21 protein-coding genes are annotated in these 18,551 nt (G+C 74.5%); 16 read left to right on the top strand and 5 right to left on the bottom strand.

Annotated elements, in window-relative coordinates; all coding sequences use genetic code 11:
- Position 1: 1 nt before the first annotated feature.
- The 5 genes from Q0444_RS06525 to Q0444_RS06505 are packed head-to-tail and all read left to right on the top strand — an operon-like array spanning position 2 to position 4,502.
- The gene (locus Q0444_RS06525) at positions 2–1,018 is read left to right on the top strand and encodes a YihY/virulence factor BrkB family protein (protein WP_291080338.1); all 1,017 of its coding nucleotides are present in this window, start codon (positions 2–4) and stop codon (positions 1,016–1,018) included.
- 10 nt (positions 1,019–1,028) lie between these two features.
- Positions 1,029–2,057, top strand: a complete 1,029-nt coding sequence (gene rfbB, locus Q0444_RS06520) for a dTDP-glucose 4,6-dehydratase (RefSeq protein WP_299022287.1) — start codon at positions 1,029–1,031, stop codon at positions 2,055–2,057.
- Positions 2,054–2,935 carry a glucose-1-phosphate thymidylyltransferase RfbA gene (gene rfbA / locus Q0444_RS06515; RefSeq protein ID WP_291080342.1) on the top strand — a complete coding sequence of 294 codons (882 nt, stop codon included), beginning with the start codon at positions 2,054–2,056 and terminating at the stop codon, positions 2,933–2,935. The genes rfbB and rfbA overlap by 4 nt, the downstream gene beginning before the upstream one ends.
- A complete protein-coding gene (gene rfbD / locus Q0444_RS06510) occupies positions 2,932–3,918 on the top strand; it encodes a dTDP-4-dehydrorhamnose reductase (RefSeq protein WP_299022284.1) in 987 nt (328 codons plus the stop codon). The genes rfbA and rfbD overlap by 4 nt, the downstream gene beginning before the upstream one ends.
- Positions 3,915–4,502, top strand: coding sequence for a YdcF family protein (locus Q0444_RS06505; RefSeq protein ID WP_291080345.1), 588 nt, complete (start codon positions 3,915–3,917; stop codon positions 4,500–4,502). Before rfbD ends, Q0444_RS06505 begins: the two co-directional genes overlap by 4 nt.
- 2 nt (positions 4,503–4,504) lie before the next feature.
- On the opposite strand, the gene Q0444_RS06500 is transcribed toward Q0444_RS06505, so the two are convergent.
- Positions 4,505–5,368 (bottom strand): oxygenase MpaB family protein, encoded by an 864-nt coding sequence (locus tag Q0444_RS06500; RefSeq protein WP_291080347.1) that lies wholly within the window; start codon positions 5,366–5,368, stop codon positions 4,505–4,507.
- Between the two features lie 194 nt (positions 5,369–5,562).
- Here Q0444_RS06500 and Q0444_RS06495 point away from each other — a divergent pair, with 194 nt between their 5' ends.
- From Q0444_RS06495 to Q0444_RS06470, 6 genes are all read left to right on the top strand, one after another.
- Complete coding sequence (locus Q0444_RS06495; RefSeq protein ID WP_291080349.1) at positions 5,563–6,369, top strand: SDR family oxidoreductase; 807 nt, start codon at positions 5,563–5,565, stop codon at positions 6,367–6,369.
- Between the two features lies 1 nt (position 6,370).
- Positions 6,371–6,922: an LpqN/LpqT family lipoprotein gene (locus Q0444_RS06490; RefSeq protein WP_291080351.1), complete on the top strand. Its 552-nt coding sequence runs from the start codon at positions 6,371–6,373 to the stop codon at positions 6,920–6,922.
- A gap of 47 nt (positions 6,923–6,969) precedes the next feature.
- Complete coding sequence (gene rfbC, locus Q0444_RS06485; protein WP_291080353.1) at positions 6,970–7,629, top strand: dTDP-4-dehydrorhamnose 3,5-epimerase; 660 nt, start codon at positions 6,970–6,972, stop codon at positions 7,627–7,629.
- A 62-nt stretch (positions 7,630–7,691) separates the two neighbouring features.
- Positions 7,692–7,826 (top strand): hypothetical protein, encoded by a 135-nt coding sequence (locus tag Q0444_RS06480; protein ID WP_291080355.1) that lies wholly within the window; start codon positions 7,692–7,694, stop codon positions 7,824–7,826.
- Between the two features lie 141 nt (positions 7,827–7,967).
- Positions 7,968–8,744 (top strand): enoyl-CoA hydratase, encoded by a 777-nt coding sequence (locus tag Q0444_RS06475; protein ID WP_299022272.1) that lies wholly within the window; start codon positions 7,968–7,970, stop codon positions 8,742–8,744.
- Positions 8,745–8,786: 42 nt separating this feature from the next.
- On the top strand, positions 8,787–9,311 hold the full coding sequence (locus Q0444_RS06470; protein WP_291080359.1) for a protein-tyrosine-phosphatase: 525 nt from the start codon (positions 8,787–8,789) through the stop codon (positions 9,309–9,311).
- Positions 9,312–9,355: 44 nt separating this feature from the next.
- On the opposite strand, the gene Q0444_RS06465 is transcribed toward Q0444_RS06470, so the two are convergent.
- Complete coding sequence (locus tag Q0444_RS06465) at positions 9,356–9,517, bottom strand: hypothetical protein (RefSeq protein WP_291080361.1); 162 nt, start codon at positions 9,515–9,517, stop codon at positions 9,356–9,358.
- 39 nt (positions 9,518–9,556) lie between these two features.
- On the opposite strand from Q0444_RS06465, the gene Q0444_RS06460 reads away from it, so the two are divergent.
- The gene (locus tag Q0444_RS06460) at positions 9,557–9,886 is read left to right on the top strand and encodes a DUF4229 domain-containing protein (protein WP_291080362.1); all 330 of its coding nucleotides are present in this window, start codon (positions 9,557–9,559) and stop codon (positions 9,884–9,886) included.
- A 22-nt stretch (positions 9,887–9,908) separates the two neighbouring features.
- On the opposite strand, the gene Q0444_RS06455 is transcribed toward Q0444_RS06460, so the two are convergent.
- The 3 genes from Q0444_RS06455 to Q0444_RS06445 form a co-directional block, all read right to left on the bottom strand.
- The gene (locus tag Q0444_RS06455; RefSeq protein WP_299022266.1) at positions 9,909–10,790 is read right to left on the bottom strand and encodes a hypothetical protein; all 882 of its coding nucleotides are present in this window, start codon (positions 10,788–10,790) and stop codon (positions 9,909–9,911) included.
- Between the two features lie 66 nt (positions 10,791–10,856).
- The gene (locus Q0444_RS06450; RefSeq protein ID WP_299022264.1) at positions 10,857–13,421 is read right to left on the bottom strand and encodes an FtsX-like permease family protein; all 2,565 of its coding nucleotides are present in this window, start codon (positions 13,419–13,421) and stop codon (positions 10,857–10,859) included.
- Positions 13,418–14,170: an ABC transporter ATP-binding protein gene (locus Q0444_RS06445; protein WP_291079419.1), complete on the bottom strand. Its 753-nt coding sequence runs from the start codon at positions 14,168–14,170 to the stop codon at positions 13,418–13,420. The genes Q0444_RS06450 and Q0444_RS06445 overlap by 4 nt, the downstream gene beginning before the upstream one ends.
- A 158-nt stretch (positions 14,171–14,328) precedes the next feature.
- Here Q0444_RS06445 and Q0444_RS06440 point away from each other — a divergent pair, with 158 nt between their 5' ends.
- The 4 genes from Q0444_RS06440 (at position 14,329) to Q0444_RS06425 (ending at position 18,551) form a co-directional block, all read left to right on the top strand.
- Positions 14,329–15,354, top strand: coding sequence for a hypothetical protein (locus Q0444_RS06440; protein ID WP_291079420.1), 1,026 nt, complete (start codon positions 14,329–14,331; stop codon positions 15,352–15,354).
- A 144-nt stretch (positions 15,355–15,498) separates the two neighbouring features.
- The gene (locus Q0444_RS06435) at positions 15,499–16,281 is read left to right on the top strand and encodes a hypothetical protein (protein ID WP_299022260.1); all 783 of its coding nucleotides are present in this window, start codon (positions 15,499–15,501) and stop codon (positions 16,279–16,281) included.
- A gap of 253 nt (positions 16,282–16,534) precedes the next feature.
- Positions 16,535–17,791: a hypothetical protein gene (locus Q0444_RS06430; RefSeq protein ID WP_291079422.1), complete on the top strand. Its 1,257-nt coding sequence runs from the start codon at positions 16,535–16,537 to the stop codon at positions 17,789–17,791.
- 160 nt (positions 17,792–17,951) lie between these two features.
- Complete coding sequence (locus tag Q0444_RS06425; RefSeq protein ID WP_291079423.1) at positions 17,952–18,551, top strand: putative Ig domain-containing protein; 600 nt, start codon at positions 17,952–17,954, stop codon at positions 18,549–18,551.

The following is an 18,551-nucleotide window of genomic DNA, read 5'->3' as shown; positions in this document are numbered from 1 at the left end:
CGTGACGGCCGTTCGGCGACGGCTGTACACCGTCCGCCTGGTCCTGGTCCGGTCGGTCGGGGAGTTCCTGCGCGAGCGGGGTCCCGACCTCGCGGGCTCGCTCACCTTCTACGGCGTGCTCTCGCTCTTCCCCGCGCTGCTGGCGGCCATCTCCATGCTCGGGATCCTGGGCCAGGGGACCAGAACGGTCGACGCGGTCATGGAGACGTTCGCCGACGTCGTGCCGGCGGAGGCGCTCGACACGATCCGCGGCCCGGTGACGGCGCTGGTCACCACCCCGGCCGCCGGCACCGCGCTCGTCGTGGGCACCGTCGCGGCGCTGTGGACGGCGTCGCGCTACGTGCGGGCGCTGGGACGGACGATGAACGCGGTGTACGGGGTCGAGGAGGGGCGGCCTTTGTGGCGGCTGTGGCCGGCCGGGTTCCTGCTCACGTCGGCGCTCGTCGCGCTCACGGTGATCGGGTGCCTGGCGCTGGTGTTCACCGGCCCCGTCGCCGAGCGGGTGGGCGGCTGGATCGGGCTGGGGGCCACCGCGCTGGCGGTGTGGGAGACGGCCAAGTGGCCGGCCGCGATCGTGTCCGCGGTCCTCGCCCTGGCGATCCTCTACCGGTTCGCGCCCAACGTCGCCACGCGGAAGTTCAGCTGGCTCTCCCTGGGCGCGGGCGTGGCGTTGGCCGTCATCGGCGTGGCCACCTACGGGCTGAACCTCTTCGTCACCCACTTCGGGAACTTCAACGAGGTGTACGGCTCGCTCGCCGGGGCGATCATCTTCCTGCTGTGGCTGTGGTCGGTCAACATCGCGGTGGTCTACGGGGTCCGGTTGGACGCGGAGGTGCTGCGCGTACGGCAGATCCGGGACGGGCTCCCGGCCGAGGAGACCCTCGTGCTCACCCCGCGGGACACGGCCGCGAGCGTGCGGCGGGACCGGAAGCGGGAGGAGATGCTGGACCGGTACCGGGCGCTGCGGCTCGAGCCGCCGGTCGAGGACACCCCCGAGACGGGCCGGTCGCGGCGGTAGGGTGGCGGGCATGCGCCTCGTCGTCACCGGTGGAGCCGGGTTCATCGGTGCCAACTTCGTCCGCACCGTGGTCCGGGATCACCCGGACGCCCACCTCACCGTGCTGGATTCCATGACCTACGCCGCCAACAGCGCGAGCCTGGCCGACCTGCCCGCGGACCGGGTCGAGGTGGTGGAGGCGGACTGCGCCGACCAGGCGGTCACCGACGGACTGGTCGCCGGTCTCACCGGGCCCCGCGACGCCGTGGTGCACTTCGCCGCGGAGAGCCACAACGACAACTCGTTGGCCGCCCCGTGGCCGTTCGTGCACTCCAACATCGTGGGCACTTACGCGATCCTCGAGGCGTGCCGCCGCCACGACGTGCGGCTCCATCACGTCTCGACCGACGAGGTCTACGGCGACCTCGAGCTGGACGACCCGGCCAAGTTCACCCCGGAGACCGCCTACAACCCGTCGAGCCCGTACTCGGCCACCAAGGCCGGCTCCGACATGCTGGTCCGGGCGTGGGTCCGCAGCTTCGGGCTCCGCGCCACGATCAGCAACTGCTCCAACAACTACGGGCCGTACCAGCACGTGGAGAAGTTCATCCCGCGGCAGATCACCAACCTGCTCACCGGCCGGCGCCCCCGCCTCTACGGAAGTGGGGCCAACGTGCGGGACTGGATCCACGTCCACGACCACAACGCGGCCGTCCTGCCGATCCTCGAGCGCGGCGAGCTCGGCCGGACCTACCTCGTCGGCGCCGACGGCGAGCGGTCGAACCTGCAGGTCATGCAGATGATCTGCGAGCTCATGGGGGCCGGTGACGGCGGCGACGACCCCGGCTTCGACCACGTCACCGACCGTCCGGGCCACGACCTGCGCTACGCGATCGACGCGAGCCGCACCCGCGAGGAGCTGGGCTGGGAGCCGCGGTACACCGACCTGAGGGAGGGTCTGCGGCAGACGATCGACTGGTATCGTCACCACCCCGACTGGTGGGAGCCGGTCAAGGCCCGCGTCGAGGCGAGATATGCGCAGACGGAGAGGGTGCTGTGAAGGGGATCGTGTTGGCCGGCGGCAGCGGTACGCGGCTGCGTCCGCTCACGCTGGCCACCAGCAAGCAGCTCGTGCCGGTGTACGACAAACCGATGATCTACTACCCGCTGACCTCGCTCATGCTCGCCGGCATCACCGACATCCTGGTGATCACCACGCCGGAGGACGGCCCGCAGTTCCGCCGGCTGCTGGGCGACGGCTCGAACTTCGGGATCACGCTGAGCTACGTCGAGCAGGATCGGCCGGAGGGGCTCGCCCAGGCGTTCGTGCTGGGTGCGGACCACATCGGTGACGAGCCGGTGGCGCTGATCCTGGGAGACAACATCTTCTACGGCCCCGGGCTCGGCAACCAGCTCCGGCGGTTCGCGGACCTCGACGGCGGCGCGGTGTTCGCCTACCGGGTGGCCGACCCGAGCGCGTACGGGGTGATCGACTTCGACGCCGACGGCCGCGCGATCAGCCTCGAGGAGAAGCCGGAGAACCCGTCCTCGGACTTCGCCGTCCCCGGCCTCTACTTCTATAGCGCCGACGTGGTGGACGTGGCGCGGAACCTGGAGAAGTCCCCGCGCGGTGAGTACGAGATCACCGACGTCAACCGCCACTACCTCGAGGCGGGTCGCCTGCAGGTGGAGGTGCTGCCCCGGGGCACCGCCTGGCTGGACACCGGGACCCACGACTCGCTGCTGGACGCGGGCAACTTCATCCGGACCATCGAGGACCGGCAGGGCCTGAAGATCGGCTGCCCGGAGGAGGTGGCGTGGCGGATGGGATACCTCGACGACGACGAGCTGGCCGACCGCGCTCGGGGCCTGAGGAAATCGGGGTACGGGCAGTACCTCCTCGACGTACTCCGCCGCGAGGGGGGCCGGCGCCGGTGAGCGTCGGCCATCCGGACGCGATCCTCGCCACCGGCGGGGGCGGTCAGCTCGGGCATCACCTCGCGAGGTCCGCCGGGGCCCGCGCCGGGGCCCGCGCCGGGGCCCGCGTCGTGGCCCTCGGGCGGCGCGAGCTCGACCTCACGGACCCCGGCTCGATCGCGGCGGCGCTGGACCGCCACCGGCCGCGGGTCGTGATCAACGCGGCGGCGTACACGGACGTCGACGGCGCGGAATCCGACGAGGCCGCCGCCCGGGCGGTCAACGCGGCGGGTGCCGGGTCACTCGGCCTGGCCTGCCGAGACCGGGGGATCCGCCTGATCCACCTCAGCACCGACTACGTCTTCTCCGGCGAGGTCCCCGGCGGCGGTGACCCGGCCACGGCGCCGGGGGTCGAGCCCGACGACCCGACCGGCCCCGCGACCGCGTACGGGCGGACCAAGCTCGCCGGCGAACTCGCGGTGCTGGCGGCGCACCCCGAGGCCACCGTGATCCGCACGGCGTGGGTGTACACCGGGCCGGGGCGCCGGGGCCAGGGACTGTCGGGCTCGGACTTCGTGGACACCATGGCGAGGCTGGAGGGCCAGAGGGACACCGTCTCCGTGGTGGACGACCAGTGGGGCTCGCCCACGCACGCGCCCACGCTGGCCGCGGCGATCCTCGAGATGGTCGCGCTGGAGGCCGACGGAGCGGTGGACACCCGCGGGCTCGTGCTCCACGCGGCCGGGTCGGGCCGGGCGACGTGGTGCGAGGTCGCCCGCCGGACCTTCGCCCACCTCGGCGCCGACCCGGACCGGGTGACGCCCTGCACCACCGCCGACTTCCCCCGGCCCGCCCCGCGGCCGGCGTTCTCGGTGCTGTCCGGGCGGTCCTGGGAGGACGCCGGCCTGGCGCCCCTGCCGGACTGGGGGGAGAGCCTGCGGGCGGCGCTGGCCTCGGCACCCGGGGTGGTGGGCGCGGCCTCGTCGTCGTCGCCCCTCCGGTGACCCCGCCCGCACCCGCGGCCCGCGCCGGCCGACGGTCCCGTCCGCGGCGCGCGGCGATCGTCGGGGCCGCCGCCGTGACGGTCGCCGCGCTCGTCCTCACCGCGTGGGGGGTGTTCCTGCTCCGGCCCCGCGCCGACCCCCCGGTCCGCGCCGACGCGGTGGTGATGCTCGCCGGCGCCGACGACGGTCGTCACCTCCACGCCCGCGACCTGGTCGAGGCCGGGTACGCGGACACGCTGCTGGTGAGCAACCCCGGCGGGAACTCCGAGTTGGTCGCCCGCCGACTGTGCACGGGCATCGCCCGCCCCGCCCACGCCGAGGTGGTGTGCTTCTCCCCGGAGCCGCGGACCACCTGGGGCGAGGCGCGGACGGTGGCGGCGATCGCCCGGGCCCGCGGGTGGGAGCGCATCCTGGTGGTGACCAACCGCCCCCACACGCTCCGCGCCGGCCGGTGGATGCGCAACGCCACGGGGCTGGACGTGAGGATGACGCCGATCCGGCGGGTGGACGGCGCGATGCTGCCGGTGCACCTGGTGTGGGAGGCCGCCGGGTGGGTCAAGGGCGGCCTCAACCGCCACTGGTGAGGTCAGCGCGGGCGCGCGCGCAACGCGGACGGCGCGGCGATGGGGGCGCGGGTGGTGAGCATCGGCCTGCCCAGCCCCTCGTGGGCCCTGGTGATCCGGCCGAAGACCGCGGTCCGGTCCATGGGCCGGTGGGGCAGGGCCAGCGCCCGGCGCACGTCGGACGGGACCAGGCCGGCGGCGGCGTCCACCACGGTCACGCACTGCCGGTGGGCGGTGACGGACGTGTCGACCACGCCGGGGCAGGGGCGCGCCGAGGAGCGGAGGGTCGCGGCGGCGGTGCGACCGGCCGCGGTCGCCCGGGCCCGACCGCGGGCGCTGCGCAGCAACTGCTCGAGCTCGCGGACGGTGGTGGGGGAGGTGCGGGCCCCGTGGAGGTGGGCGATCGCCGCGCACTGCCGCACGTAGTGGTCGGATTCGGCGGGGCTGAGCGGCTCGGCGCCGAAGCGCTGGTACGCGGCGAGCAGGGCCCAGGTGACGGCGGCGTGCGCCCACTCCAGGAGCTCCGGGTCCAGACCGTAGAAGTACTCGCCCTGCTCGGTGGTCCCGGAGAGCGAGCGGCGGTCCCGGTACGCGTGCTCGATGGTCACCATCGCGTCGTCGACCGTCCCGAACGTGCTGATCTCCACGAGGTCGTGCAGGTAGTCGTCGACGGTCCAGGGCGAGTCCTCCACCCCGCAGGCGCTGAGGACGGCGGCGAACGCCGGGTTGGCCACCAGCATCAACAGCCCGGTGGTGATGCCGATCGGCGTGGCGGCGTCGCCGTGGACGCGCCAGATCGGGTCGCCGGGGTGGAACCAACGGGGGCCCGGGACGTCGAGGATCGAGCACGTCGAGGAGTCCGCACCGTGGGGGGTGAGTGAGGACATCGGACCCGCCTCGGACTGCTCGTGCCGCGCGCGGCGCCGGATGGTTTCTGTCGAGAACTTTAACGCGGCGGCCGCGATGTGCACAGTGACCCGTGCGCACCGGCTGAGAAAATCCGGTGAACGCGGGACCGGCCAGGGCCTCTAGGCTGGGACTCTGCACGCCACGACTTCCCCCACGCACCCAGGAGACGGCAGTGACCCACACCCCCCTTCCCGCCCCCCGCACCGGACCCGTCGTCCCGGACCGCTTCGCCGGCCGCACCGCGATCGTCACCGGCGCCAGCCGCGGGATCGGCCTGGGCATCGCGCGCCGGCTGCTGGCGGAGGGGGCGTCGGTGGTGATCACCGCGCGCGGGCAGGAGGGCCTGGACGGGGCCGTGGCCGAGCTCGCGTCGCCGGACCGGGTGCTCGCGGTGGCGGGCCGGGCCGACGACCCCGAGCACCAGCGCGAGGTGGTGGCCCGCGCCGAGGACGCCTTCGGGCCCGTCGACCTGCTGGTCAACAACACGGGCATCAACCCGGTGTACGGCCGGACGATCGACGTGGACCTGGCGGCGGCCCGCAAGATCACCGAGGTCAACGCGCTCGGCACCCTGGCCTGGACGCAGCGGGTCTACCACTCGGGCCTCGGCGAGCGCGGCGGCGCCGTGGTGAACATCGCCTCGATCGCGGGCCTCGCGCCATCGCCCGGCATCGGCTGGTACGGCGCCACCAAGGCGCTGGTCATGCGCCTGACCCAGGAGCTGGCCGCGGAGATCGGGCCCGCCGTGCGGGTCAACGCGGTCGCGCCCGGGGTGGTCAAGACCCGCTTCGCCGAGGCGCTGTACTCCGGGCGCGAGGAGGCGATGTCGGCGAGGCTGCCCGCCGGTCGGCTGGGGGTGCCGGACGACATCGCCGGGCCCGTGGCGTTCCTGCTCTCCGACGACGCGCACTGGATCACCGGCCAGACCCTCGTCGTGGACGGCGGGGCCCACATCGTCGGCGCCGGGCTGGACGGCTGACGTGACCTCGATCCAGGAGTTCTGCGCCTCGACCGGCCGCGCGCTCGAGGCGAGCCCGCCGATGGCCGTCGCCGCGCAGCCGCTCACCTGGGTGGACAGCCCGCCCTGGGAGCGGATCGAGTCCCCCGAGCCGTCCGCGGTGATCTACGTGGACCCGGGCGCGCACCGCGACGGGTTCTCGCCCAACGCCATCGCCACCTGCGCCCGCATCGCGCCCGCGATGGACACCGACACCGCGGTGGCCATGATCGTCGCCACCGCCGAGGCGCTGGACGGCTGGACCCTCGTCGAGGAGGTGGCGGGGGAGGGCGACGAGAGCGCCGGCGCCGTCCGCAGCAGCTACCGCTTCATCCGCGGCACCTACACCGCCGAGCCCGGTGAGATGGCCACCTCGAGCCTGATCGTGGGGTGGAGCGACGACGAGGCGACCTACGTCTTCCAGTTTGTCGTCACCGGGTGGCACGAGGACGCGGACATGCACGACTCGGCCATGGGGTGCCTGCTGATCGGGGAATGGTCCGCGGCGCAGATCGTCGAGGCGATGCGGGGCTGAGGCACCGTTAGGGTGGGCGGAGTCCGTCGACGGGAAGGTGGGACCGGATGCACATGCGCGAACTCAGCGTGACGGGGGCGTGGGAGATCACGCCCCGGCAGATCGCCGACGACCGGGGGGTGTTCCACGAGGCGTTCACCGATCCCGCCTTCCGCCGCATGACCGGACACCGCTTCGACCTGGCGCAGGTCAACGTGTCGGTGTCGGGGGAGGGCGTGCTGCGGGGCCTGCACTTCGCGGACGTCCCGCCCGGCCAGGCCAAGTACGTGATGTGCCCGTCCGGCACGGTGTTCGACGTGGTGGTGGACGTCCGCCTCGGATCGCCGACCTTCGGCGAGTGGTCCGGGGTGATCCTCGACTCGCGCGAGCAGCGGGCGATCTACATCCCGGAGGGCCTCGCGCACGGGTTCCTCGCGCTCGAGCCGCAGTCCACGGTGATGTACCTGTGTTCCGAGGGCTGGAGGCCGGGCGCCGAGCACGTGGTGGACGCCCTGGACCCCCACATCGCGATCGACTGGCCGTCGGTGGCGCTCGACGGCACCGCGATCACCACCGTCATGAGCGAGAAGGACCGCGACGCGCCGAGCCTGCTCGACGTGGCGGCCGCGGGTCGGCTCCCGCGCTGGGAGGACTGCGCCGCGCACGTGGAGCGCCTCCGCGAGGCCACCGCCCGCGTCGACGAGGAGTGGCGCCCGGCCCCGGCGTGATATACCCTAGGGGGTATCGGACGGCGCCCGGCCGTGCCGACACCCTCTCGAAGGAGGCCACGATGTGTTACCCCGTCACCTGCCCCGTCTGCGGCAAGATCACCTGGGACGGCTGCGGCCAGCACGTCGCCGAGGTCAAGGCGAGCGTGCCCGCCGAGCAGTGGTGCGGCGGCCAGCACGGCACGTCCACCACGTAGGTCGCCCGCCCCGGGGCCGCGGTCCCGGGGCGCCGGGCGGAGGCGGTGACCCGGGGGCATTCCCCGGCGCACCGCCTCCGCCGCCCCGGCCGGCGGGGTAGAACCGGGGGAGCGATCCCCTCGTCACCCCGGAGGCCCCCAGTGAGCACCCCGTACGTCCTCGTCGACCGCAGCGGTCCGACCGCCCGAGTGACCCTCGACCGGCCCGACCGGCGCAACCCGCTGTCCCTGGAGATGATGCGCGAGGCCACCGCCGCGATCCGCGACCTCGGCCGGGACCCGACGTGCGGCGTCGTGGTGCTCACCGGCTCCGGGCCGGCGTTGTCCGCCGGCCACGAGATCGGCGAGATGATCGACCGCACCCTCGAGCAGGAGCGCGAGGTGTTCGACACCTGCGTCGACCTCATGGAATCCATCCAGGCCATCCGCCAGCCGGTGATCGCCGAGGTCCAGGGCCACGCGATCGCGGCCGGCTGCCAACTCGTCGCGACCTGCGACCTCGCGGTGGCCGTCGACTCCGCGCGCTTCGGCACCCCGGGGGTCAAGATCGGCCTCTTCTGTTCCACCCCGATGGTCGCCGTCTCGCGCTCCATCGGCCGCAAGCGAGCGCTGCAGATGCTGCTGACCGGCGAGACGATCGACGCGGCCACCGCCGTGGAGTGGGGGCTGGTCAACGAGGCCGTGCCCGCGGACCGGCTCCGCGCGCGCGTGGACGAGCTGGCCGCCCGGATCGCCGACGCCAGCCCCCTCACCCTGGAGATCGGTAAGCAGGCCTTCTACCGGCAGATCGACCTCCCGCAGGACGCGGCCTACCGCGAGATGGCCGAGACCATGGCCACCAACGCGGTGACCTGCGACGCGCAGGAGGGGATGACGGCGTTTCTCGAGAAGCGCGCCCCGCAGTGGCAGGGTAAGTGAGCGGCGGGCCCGCCGGGATCGCCGCACACTAGGATCGGCGGGATGGCGCTCGCGGTGATGACGGTCTGTACCGGCAACATGTGTCGCTCGCCGCTGGCGGAACGGTTGCTCGCGGCGCGCGCGGCCGAGGCCGGGATCGAGGTGACGGTGGACTCCGCCGGGACCCGGGCCGCCAACGGGGTGCGGATTCACCGCGAGACCCTGCGGGTGCTCGAGGGCTACGGCGGCAGCGCCGACGGCTTCGCGTCCCGGCTCCTCACGCCGCGGCTGCTCGCCGGCCACGACCTGGTCCTCACCGCCACCCGCGCCCACCGCGACGCCGTGCAGGAACTCGCGCCGCTGTTGTGGAAGAGGACCTACACGCTGCTCGAGGCGGCGCGACTGGCCGACGCCGACGCGTCGCTGACCCTGGCGGGGCTGCCGAGGGCCCGGCTGGGCATCGATCCCGAGGACCCGTCGCTGGACGTGGAGGATCCCATCGGCCGGGACCCCGAGGTGTTCGACCGGACCGGCGCCCGGATCAGCGCCGCGGTGGACTCGATCGTCCGGCTCCTCGCACGCACCTGACGGCGCCGACGCGCCCGCCGACGCGGGCACACCGCCCCGGGCGGCTACGGATCCAGCGGCTTCCTCCGGTCGAGGTCGCGGAGGAAGTCGGGGTCGTCGTCGGGCGCGATCACCCGCGGCGGAGCCGGGCGTGACCCGGGGCCGAAGGCCCGCCACAGCAGGATCCCCACGGTCACCGCCCCGATGAGTGCGAACAGCCAGATCACTCGAACCTCCTTCCCACCACGATACGTATCCTTGGGGTCATGAGCGAGCACGACGAGTCAACGATCCCCACGCAGGCCCCGGCCGGCCCCAGGCCGGGCGGCCGGCTGGCCCGGAACATGGCCTTCTACACGATTCTGCGACTGCTCCTGGTCCTGGGACTGACCCTGCTCATCATCGGCATCGGGTTGCTCGCCGGCGTGGAGGTCCCGGTGATCGTCGCCGCGATCATCGCGGTGGTGATCGCGCTGCCGCTCTCCATGGTCCTGTTCACCCGGATGCGCGCGGAGATCAACTCCGACATCGCGGCGGTGGACGCCGGGCGGCGCGAGAAGCGCGAGGACCTGCACCGTCGGATGGGCGAGGCCTGAGGCGTCCGGCCGCCCCGGCGGTCTAGTCGGCCCGGGCGATCGGGCCGACGAACCACGGCAGGGGGGCGAACCCCTGTGAGCGGGCCGGGGCCTGTGCTCCCGACCCGAGCGGGTCGACGGACCCGAGCGACGAGGGGGTCGGGGCCGGCCGGGCCCCCGGGGCCTCGGTGACGGTCGGGACCGTGACGGTCGGGACCGTGACGTTCGGGACGGCGGTCGGAGTCTGCTCGGTCGACCCCGTCGTGGACGGGTCGGTCCCGCCCGGTGACGTCGGACCCGGCTGGCCGGGGGTGGTGGGGCCGGTCTGGCCGGGGGTGGCGGGGCCGGTCTCGCCCGGTGGGGTCGCCGAGGGCGAGGTGGTGGGCGCCCCCTCGGTCGGGGACGCCGGGGTGTCGGGGGACTCCGGGGTCGGCTCGCCGGTGCCGGGTTCGCGGACCTCGCCGGTGCCGGTGCCGGGTTCGCGGCCGTCGGGCCCGTCGAGCAGCGGGTCGCGGGGGCCCGCGTCCGTGCGCGGCTGGGCGGGGGTCCACTGGGCGGCGGAGGTCCCGGACGTGTCCTCGGTGCCGCGGGTCGGGGCGTAGGCCCCGGCGTCCTCGTCCGCCACGTAGAGCGCGCCGGGCGCGGGCTGGACGCCGATGTAGTAGCGGCTGAGGCAGTGATCGGTGACGTTCTGGGTGCCGTCGGTGAAGAAGGTCATCCCCGGCGTCCCGCCATCGGCCTCCGTGGCGCACCGGGCGATGAACCGGCCCTGCTGGGGTTCACGATCTCGCGACTCGGTCGACGTCGTCAGTTCGGTGGCAGTGGCGGACCGCGGAGCGTCGGAGAGGATCTGCGGGTCCGGCTGTGCGCACGACGAGGCCACCAGCGCGAGCGCGCCGGCGGAGAGGAGCAGCCGATTTCGCATAACGATAGTGTCTCAGTTCTGTCATTGGTTGGCTACCGCAGGGACGCAGGGGCATCCCGCCGGACGTCAGTGCCGGGTCTCCCGGGTTCGGACCGCGCCCAGCCCGGCGACCGCCGCGGCGGCGAGCGCGGCGAGGACCCCGCCCACCCCCACCACCACCAGATCGCCCGCTGACGCGGCGGTGTTACCGGCCGTCCCCGGGCCGACGAGGGCGTCCGCGCCGAGTCGGCCGAACGCCGCGCCGAGCGCCACTCCCAGCGCGGCGGCGCAGGTCGCCACCGCGAGGGTCTCCAGGACGAGCATCAGCCACACGCCGGTGCGGGTGACGCCGACACCCCTGAGGAGCGCGATCTCCCGCCTCCGCTCGCGGATCGCGAGCGTGAGCGTGTTGGCCACCCCCACGAGCGCCAGGGCGACGGCCACCGCCAGGAGGAGCGAGCTGGACGTGAGCACGGTCCGGACGGACCCGGCGATCTGCTCGCGGGAGGCGAAGCTCTCGGTGACGGCCAACGAGGGCCCCGCGCCCACGACGGTGGAGCGGACCCCCTCAAGCGCGGACTCGAGCCGCTCGCCCTCGAGCCCCTCGTCCATCCGCAGCCACTGCTCGGTGCGCGGGACGAACTGCGCGGGCACCTCCACGTCCGGGGGCCACGGCGAGCCGTCCGGCGCCTGCGCGACGGGCCACCCGGGGACGCTGCCCGGGGCGGCGAGCGCCCACGGGTCGGCGGACCGGCGGACCACCAGGTCCCGCCCGTCGTCGCCGGAGAAGAAGGTGAACCGGACCGTGTCGCCGTCGCGGGCGTCGGCGGCCACGGGGGAGGACTCGGGCAGGACGATCTCGCCCGGCCCGGGAAGGACCACGTCGCGTCGGAGCACCGCGCGGACCCGGGCGGGGTCGGCCACGCGCAGGACGGTCCGCCGCCCCTGCGCGTCCTCGGCGTACATGTCCACCACGACGAGGGAGTCCGCCACCCCGGGCAGGCCGGCCAGCTGCGCGGGCAGCTCGGCGGGCAGGACGCCGTCGGGCGAGGTGACGACCACGTCCAGCGGGACGCGGTCGATCAGCCGGGACTGGATGGCGGGCCCGAGCAGGGCGATCCCCGTGACCATGGTCGCGGTGAGGGTCACCCCGACCAGCACGGCGGCCGAGGTGGCGGCCGTGCGGCGCGGGCTCCGGGCGGGGTTGCGCGCGCCGAGGAGTCCTATCGGTCCGAGGAGGACGCCCACCGCCGTTCCCGCCGCGCCGAGCAGCGTGGGCAGGGCGCCGGCGACCACGGCCAGCACGCCGAGGAACGTCAGGACGCCCCACGCCCCGGCCTCCACCACGGCCCGGGAGTCCACCGCCGAGATCATCCCCGCCCGGCCGACGAGCGCCACGGCCCCGCCGCCCACGACCATCGCCGCCCGGCGCCACCACGGGTCGGGCCGGACGTCCGCCGGGCGCAGGGCCTCCAGGGGGCTGCCCGAGGTGGCCCGCCACAGCGCCGGCAGGGCGGTGAGCAGGGTGACTCCCACCCCCACCGCCGCGGCGAGCGCGTACGCGGCCGGGGGGACGGTGACCTCCTGCAGCGGGATGGTCACGCCGAGGCGAGGCGCCTCCCGTGACGCGAGCGACACGCCGACCCGGCCCAGGGCCAGGCCGATCGCCGTGGCCACCACCGCCACGACCGACGCCTCCGCCATCCCGGACGCGCGCAGCTGCAGTCGGGAGGCGCCCAGGCACCGCAGCAACGCGGTCTCGCGGACCCGGGCGGCGAACACCACCGCGAAGGTCGTGGCGATCACGAGCGCGGCCACCGCCACGGCCAACACGGTGAACGCGAGCAGGGCCCGGGCGTAGACGTCACGGCCCCCGACGAACGACTCCGCCAGGGCGTCCGCCTCGGCGGCGCCGGTGGAGACCTCGACGGCGGACGTCCCGGGGATCCCGGCGAGCCGCGCGCCGATCTGTGAGGCGAGCACCGGGTCGGGGACGGATCCGTCGCCGGCCACCCGGACGTCCCCGCCCGCGCCGTCCGCGGACCACAGCTGGACCTGCTCGTCCACGGCGTAGAGCGGGAACGACGCCTCGAGATCGGGTTGCCCGGCGAGGTCGAACAGGCCCACCACGGTCACGGTCCCGGGCTCGCCGCGCCCGGCCGGCTGCACCTCGAAGGCCGCGCCCAGGGGGAGCCCGGAGTCGGCGCGCACGGCGACCTCGCCGAGCCCGCCGGGAAGGCGCCCCGATGCCAGGGGCTGCCACCGCAGGCCGTCATCGGTGGACAGCACCGTGGTCGTCGTCATCTGTTGGGCACGTCCGTCCACGCGGACCCGGACGTACGTCTGCGCATCCACCGTCACGGCCCGGACCCCCGGGGTGGCGGCGATGGTCTCCAGACCGAGCCGCTGCGCCTCGGCGGCCTCCCCGCGCGCGGCCTCCGTGCCCGCCGACGTGCGGTCGCCGAGGTTCTGCACGAGCACGGCGGTGTCGGCGTACCGCATGCCGAAGGTGGCCTCCGCGCTGGCGGACATCGTGCGCAGCACGCCGACGGAGGCCAGGACGAACCCGACGGCCACGGCGATCGCCAGGATCGTGCCGAGGTAGCGACCCGCGTGCGCGCGCAGCTGCCCCAGGACCAGCCGGGGGCTCACGCCGTGGCCGGGCGGCGGCCGGCGGCCCGCATCGCGGCGTCGATCGAGTCCGGGGTGGGGGAGTCGAGCTCGTCGGCGATCCGGCCGTCGGCCAGCACCAGGACCCGGTCCGTGTGCGCGGCGGCGTGCGCGTCGTGGGTGACCATGACGACCGTCTGCCCGTGGTCGCGGACGCACGCACCGAGCAGCCCGAGGACCGCCTCGCCCGACTCCGAGTCGAGATTGCCCGTGGGCTCGTCGGCGAACACCACGTCCGGGCGGGGCAGCAGCGCCCGGGCGATGGCCACGCGCTGCTGCTGCCCGCCCGAGAGTTCGTGCGGCCGCCGGCGCAGCAGGTCGCCGATCCCGAGTTCGCCGACCAGCCCGTCGAGGCGGCGTCCGTCGGGGCGGCGGAACGCCAGGCGCACGGGCAGCACGATGTTCTCGCGGACCGAGAGCGAGGGGACCAGGTTGAAGGACTGGAAGACGAAGCCGACCCGGGTGCGCCGCAGGCGGGTCCGCCCCGCGTCGCCCAGGCGGGTGACCTCGGTGTCCCCGATCGTGACGGTGCCGTGGTCCGGGGTGTCGAGCCCGGCCAGGCAGTGCATGAGGGTGGACTTCCCGCTGCCCGACGGCCCCATGACGGCGGTCCAGCGCCCCCTGTCGAGCGCCACGTCCACCCCGTCCAGCGCGCGCACCCTCACCCGCCCGTGCGAGTAGGTCTTGCGCAGGCCGTGGGCTCGGATCGCGATCTCGGGAGCTGGGGTCACCGGGGTCCTTCCCTGGGGCGTGGGGTCCGGCCCGAGTGTAGGGACAGCCTCGGACACCACGACGAAATCTGTGGCTCATGTGAATTTTGTGACGTATGGTGCTCATGTGACTGGGCGCGGCCCGGTCGTGCCCCGCCCTCGAACGACAAGGTGATCCCATGTTCCTGCGCCGCTCGCACCGCTCCGCCCCCCGCACCAGCTCGCTCGCCCTCGGTGGCGCCCTCGCGGTCCTCGCCGTGGTCGGCGGCGGGGCCGTGGTCGCGGTGTCCGCACCGACCGAGGTGTCCGCCGGCGAGATCCTCCTGGCGCAGAACGCGGGCCCGCAGGAGATGGCCCTCGGCGTGCCCGTCGACCTCGACCTCGAGCCGGTCGTGGCCCAGGCCGCGGGTGGCACCATCCCCGCCGGCACGACCGTCCAGGTGACGGGCCTCCCGGACGGGCTCACCCAGGACGGGTGGGTCATCTCCGGCACGCCCTCCCGCGCCGGCGACTACGACGTGCTGATCACCGTCTCCAACGGCGGCGTGTCCAAGTCGGAGAAGGTGACGATCACCGTGACCGGCGCGCCCGGCGCCGCCGCGGCCGCCACGACGACCGCCGCCCCCACGACCACCGCTGCGGCGCCCGCCGCGGACGACGAGACCGTCGACGGCGCCACCACCGAGGGTCGGGGCGCGGAGACGCCGACGACGCGGCCCGCCTCGGATCCGGCCACCACGACCACGACCACGACCGCGGCCGATCCGACCCTGTCCGCGGCCCCCGGCGTCGCGGCCCTCGGTGACGCAGATCCGGGTGACACCACCGGCGACGACGACGAGAGTCCCGCTCCCGACCTGTGTGCGGTCCTCGGGGACGGCGGGGTGGACGGCGCCTCGGTCTCGCAGCTGCTGCCGCTGGTCCTCGGCAACGAGGAGGGGGCCTCGACCGGTCTCGTGATGGTGGTGCTCAACGCGGTGCTCACCCTGCTGCCGTCGGTGCTCGGCGAGAGCGGCTCGACGGACGACCTCGGTTCGGCCGGGCAGATCCTCTGCACCCTCGCGCCGTCCCTCCTCGGAGGGGAGTCCTCCGGGGAGGCCGGGGGCGGGACCGGAGCGACGACCACCGGCGCCGCCGGTGTCGGCGGGGCGCCCGCCGCGCTGCTCGGACTGCTCACCTCGGGCACCGGCAGCGCCGGCGACTGACCGGCGGGTGACGGCCGGCAGGGCGCGCTGCCGAAAGGTGCACACGGTGGGCCGTCGGCCGGGTTAGAGTCCTCCTACCGATAGCAGGCGCCCCGATCGGCGGCGCGTCACAGCGTCCGTGGCCATCGAAGGGGTCCTCTCGTCATGTTCGTTCGCAAGGTAGTCACCGCCTCCGCGGCAACGGTCACGCTGCTCGCCCTGGCCGTCCCGGTCGTCAACGCGCAGGGCGAGGGCCCCGGGTCGGGCTCCGCCGGGTCGGGCGTCCTCGACGGGGGCTCCCTGGAGGGCGGGAGCCTCGAGGGCAGCCTGTCCGACGGCAGCGAGTCCGGTGGCAGCGCGGAGGGGAGTTCGGAGGAGGACGGCTCCTCCGGGTCCGGCAGCCTCGACTCCGGCAGCCTCGACTCCGACAGCCTCGACTCCGACAGCCTCGACTCCGACAGCCTCGACTCCGCCAGTGGCGAGGACACCAGCGTCGGGGACCTGGTTCCGGAGCCCGACGGCGTCTGCGAACTCCCCGATCTCGGCGGATCGGTCGCCAAGTTCTACCCGCTCTTCGGCATCTCCGGCATCCCGACCGCCGTCATCAACCTGGTCACCTCGGCGCTCGGCTCGTTCCCGAACCTCCTCGACGTGGTGGCGGGCGAGGGCGGGGGCGCCGCCCTCCTCGGGGACACGGGGTCGTTCGCCGGGCCCCTGTGCACCTCGATCCTCGGCGGGGAGATGATTCTGCCGCCCGTCACCGTGATCGTCGACGGATCCGGCACCCCGATCACCACCGTGACCGGGACCGTCGTGCGCAGCAGCACCAGCGCGGTCACCCACACCTCCACTTCCACCGCTGCCTCCACCCCGTCCGGTCCGGCAGGTGCACCCGGCGGCACGGGCACCGTGGCGCTGCCGACCAGCGTCCCGACCCCCGGCGCCTGACGCCTGACGGCTGCCCGACGGGACCTCTGCGCGGCCCGGCTCCCCTCCGGGGGCCGGGCCGCTGTCGTGTGTGCGGGAACCCGCCGCCGTTGAACCCCCAGGGGTATGTGACGATGGGGACTAATGGTGACTATGAGACTTGTGTGACAGAAGTAGACAGCTGGTGCGCGTGGGGTTAGGGTTATCCGGGTAATGGTCTGCGCTCCCGAATACGTGGAGTGAGCGATCCGAACCCTCCGGAAGGAACCAGCCGATGCGTGCTCGCCTCGCCCGCCCTCGTCGAATCGTCCGGGGTCGACTCGTCGCCCCCGTCGCAGCCGCGGCGGCGGTCGCCCTCGTGGGCGGCATGGTCGTCGCCGCCCCCGACGCCCCCACCGTGCGCGGTGGTGTCCAGACCGTCGCGCTGACCGTCCCGGCGGGCAACGCCGGCGCCGGGTTCTCCTTCAACTTCAGCGCCGCCCTCGGGGCCGGGGAGCTGGCCGGAGTCCAGATCACCGACATCACGGGTCTGCCCGCGGGGCTGACCTACAACGGCAACGGTGTCATCTCCGGAAACGCCGCCGCCGGCGTGTACACCGTGACGGTCATCGGGACCCGCAACGACCAGCCCGTCCAGGTCCCCGTGACCCTCACCATCAACAACGCCGACGGCACCGCCCCGGCCGGTCTCGAGGCGGGCTCGGCGGCCGCGGTCGAGGGGAGCCTCGGCGGCGAGGCCCAGGCGGAGGCCCGGGCGGGCGCCCAGGCGGGTGCCCAGGCGGGCGGCCAGCTCACCACCGGCTCCGACGGCACGGACGCGATCCTCGGCGCGGTGCTGGGCATCGTCACCTCGCTCGGCGGCGACGCCGGATCCGCCGCGGAGCTCGCGGCCGGGTCGACCGGCCAGGGCGGGATGACCCCCGGCGAGGACGGGACCCCGGAGACCCCGACGGGCCCGCTGTCCAGCCTGGCGGGCGGCCCGATCGACCTCGGCAGCCTGACCGGTGACAGCCCGGAACTGCTGCCCGTCGTCGACTCCCCTGAGGTGCCGGACTCCGGCTCGCTCGACCTCCCGGGGTCCTCCACGACGGCCGGCGGCGAGGTGACCGGTGAGACCACCGGCGGACTCGACACCCAGAGCCTGGGGCCGCTGGGCTCGCTCCTCGACACCGGTGGGCAGACCGGCTCGACCACCAACGGCACCACGGGCGGTGACCTCACCACCGGAGGCCAGATCTCCATCCCGGGGTCGACCACCACCGGGGACACCGGCTCGCTCGGCAATCTGGCCCCCGGACTCGCCCTGACGGGTGCGGCACTGCTCGGTCTGGCCGGCCTCAGCCTGATCCTGGGCGGCGGGTCCTCGACCCCGGGCTCCTCCGCCCTCCTGCCGGCCCTGCCGGGATCGACCACCAACGGTGGCGGGACGACGACGGGCGGGTCGTCCGGCTCGACCGCCCCGACCGTCGCCGCGGGCGCCCCCAAGCCCGTCCAGGCCCCCGGCCCGACCGTCGCCAACGGCCGCGGCTGACCCTCCGACTCCCGGCGGCCGCGCAGGTCGCCGGTGACCACGTCCACCCCGGTGGTGATCTCAGTGCGTGAGATCCCCACCGGGGTGAACCGTCTGGGTGCGTTACCGTGGGCGTAAGGTCGCGGGAGTCGCCGCGCCGCACGCTCTCGAAAGGCCCCGAATGCGCATCTCCCGCCCGATAGCCGCGTCCGCCCTCGCCCTGTTCGCCATGGCCGGCGCCGGGGTCGCGTCGGGGTTGGCGGAGGCGCCCGAGACCGCGCCCCTCGTGGTCGAGGCGTCGGACCTCACCCCCTCGGCGCTGCCCTCGCTGACGTTCCCGGTCGGGGTGTACACGGAGAACCGGATCAGCGACCACGTCACGATCCCGCCCGGGGCCACCATCAGCTTCCGGGGCCTGCCGCCCGGACTGACCTACGACCCGCGCACCACCGCCATCAGGGGCGTGCCCACCACGCCGGGCGTCTATCAGCCCGTGGCGACCGCCTTTCTCGGGGGCATCCCCGTGCGGACCGAGACCACGACCGTGACCGTCACCGGTGGCGGGGCCGCCCCCGGCCCGGGCCCGGTCCCCGCTCCCGTGCAGGTCCCCGCCCCGGGTCCGGCGCCCGCGCCGGCCCCCGGCACGATCTCCATCGCCGACATCCAGGCGCTGCCCCTGCCGCAGCCGGTCAAGGACGCGATCCTCGGTGCGGCGCTGGCGATCAACAACGGCATCCAGGCGGCGTGGAACGCCGTCCCCCCCGGCTCGCTCGGCAGGTGA

Origin of the sequence: uncultured Dietzia sp., assembly GCF_937873725.1 — a bacterium.
Lineage (GTDB): Bacteria > Actinomycetota > Actinomycetes > Mycobacteriales > Mycobacteriaceae > Dietzia.
This window is presented reverse-complemented; position numbering and strand designations above follow the sequence as displayed.

What these genes read in the sequence shown, in the direction of transcription:
- rfbB (WP_299022287.1), top strand. Translation starts at nt 1,029, where the DNA reads ATGCGCCTCGTCGTCACCGGTGGAGCCGGGTTCATCGGTGCCAACTTC.
- Q0444_RS06500 (WP_291080347.1), bottom strand. Translation starts at nt 5,368, where the DNA reads ATGTCCTCACTCACCCCCCACGGTGCGGACTCCTCGACGTGCTCGATC.
- rfbC (WP_291080353.1), top strand. Translation starts at nt 6,970, where the DNA reads ATGCACATGCGCGAACTCAGCGTGACGGGGGCGTGGGAGATCACGCCC.
- Q0444_RS06480 (WP_291080355.1), top strand. Translation starts at nt 7,692, where the DNA reads ATGTGTTACCCCGTCACCTGCCCCGTCTGCGGCAAGATCACCTGGGAC.
- Q0444_RS06470 (WP_291080359.1), top strand. Translation starts at nt 8,787, where the DNA reads ATGGCGCTCGCGGTGATGACGGTCTGTACCGGCAACATGTGTCGCTCG.
- Q0444_RS06460 (WP_291080362.1), top strand. Translation starts at nt 9,557, where the DNA reads ATGAGCGAGCACGACGAGTCAACGATCCCCACGCAGGCCCCGGCCGGC.
- Q0444_RS06455 (WP_299022266.1), bottom strand. Translation starts at nt 10,790, where the DNA reads ATGCGAAATCGGCTGCTCCTCTCCGCCGGCGCGCTCGCGCTGGTGGCC.
- Q0444_RS06440 (WP_291079420.1), top strand. Translation starts at nt 14,329, where the DNA reads ATGTTCCTGCGCCGCTCGCACCGCTCCGCCCCCCGCACCAGCTCGCTC.
- Q0444_RS06435 (WP_299022260.1), top strand. Translation starts at nt 15,499, where the DNA reads ATGTTCGTTCGCAAGGTAGTCACCGCCTCCGCGGCAACGGTCACGCTG.
- Q0444_RS06430 (WP_291079422.1), top strand. Translation starts at nt 16,535, where the DNA reads ATGCGTGCTCGCCTCGCCCGCCCTCGTCGAATCGTCCGGGGTCGACTC.
- Q0444_RS06425 (WP_291079423.1), top strand. Translation starts at nt 17,952, where the DNA reads ATGCGCATCTCCCGCCCGATAGCCGCGTCCGCCCTCGCCCTGTTCGCC.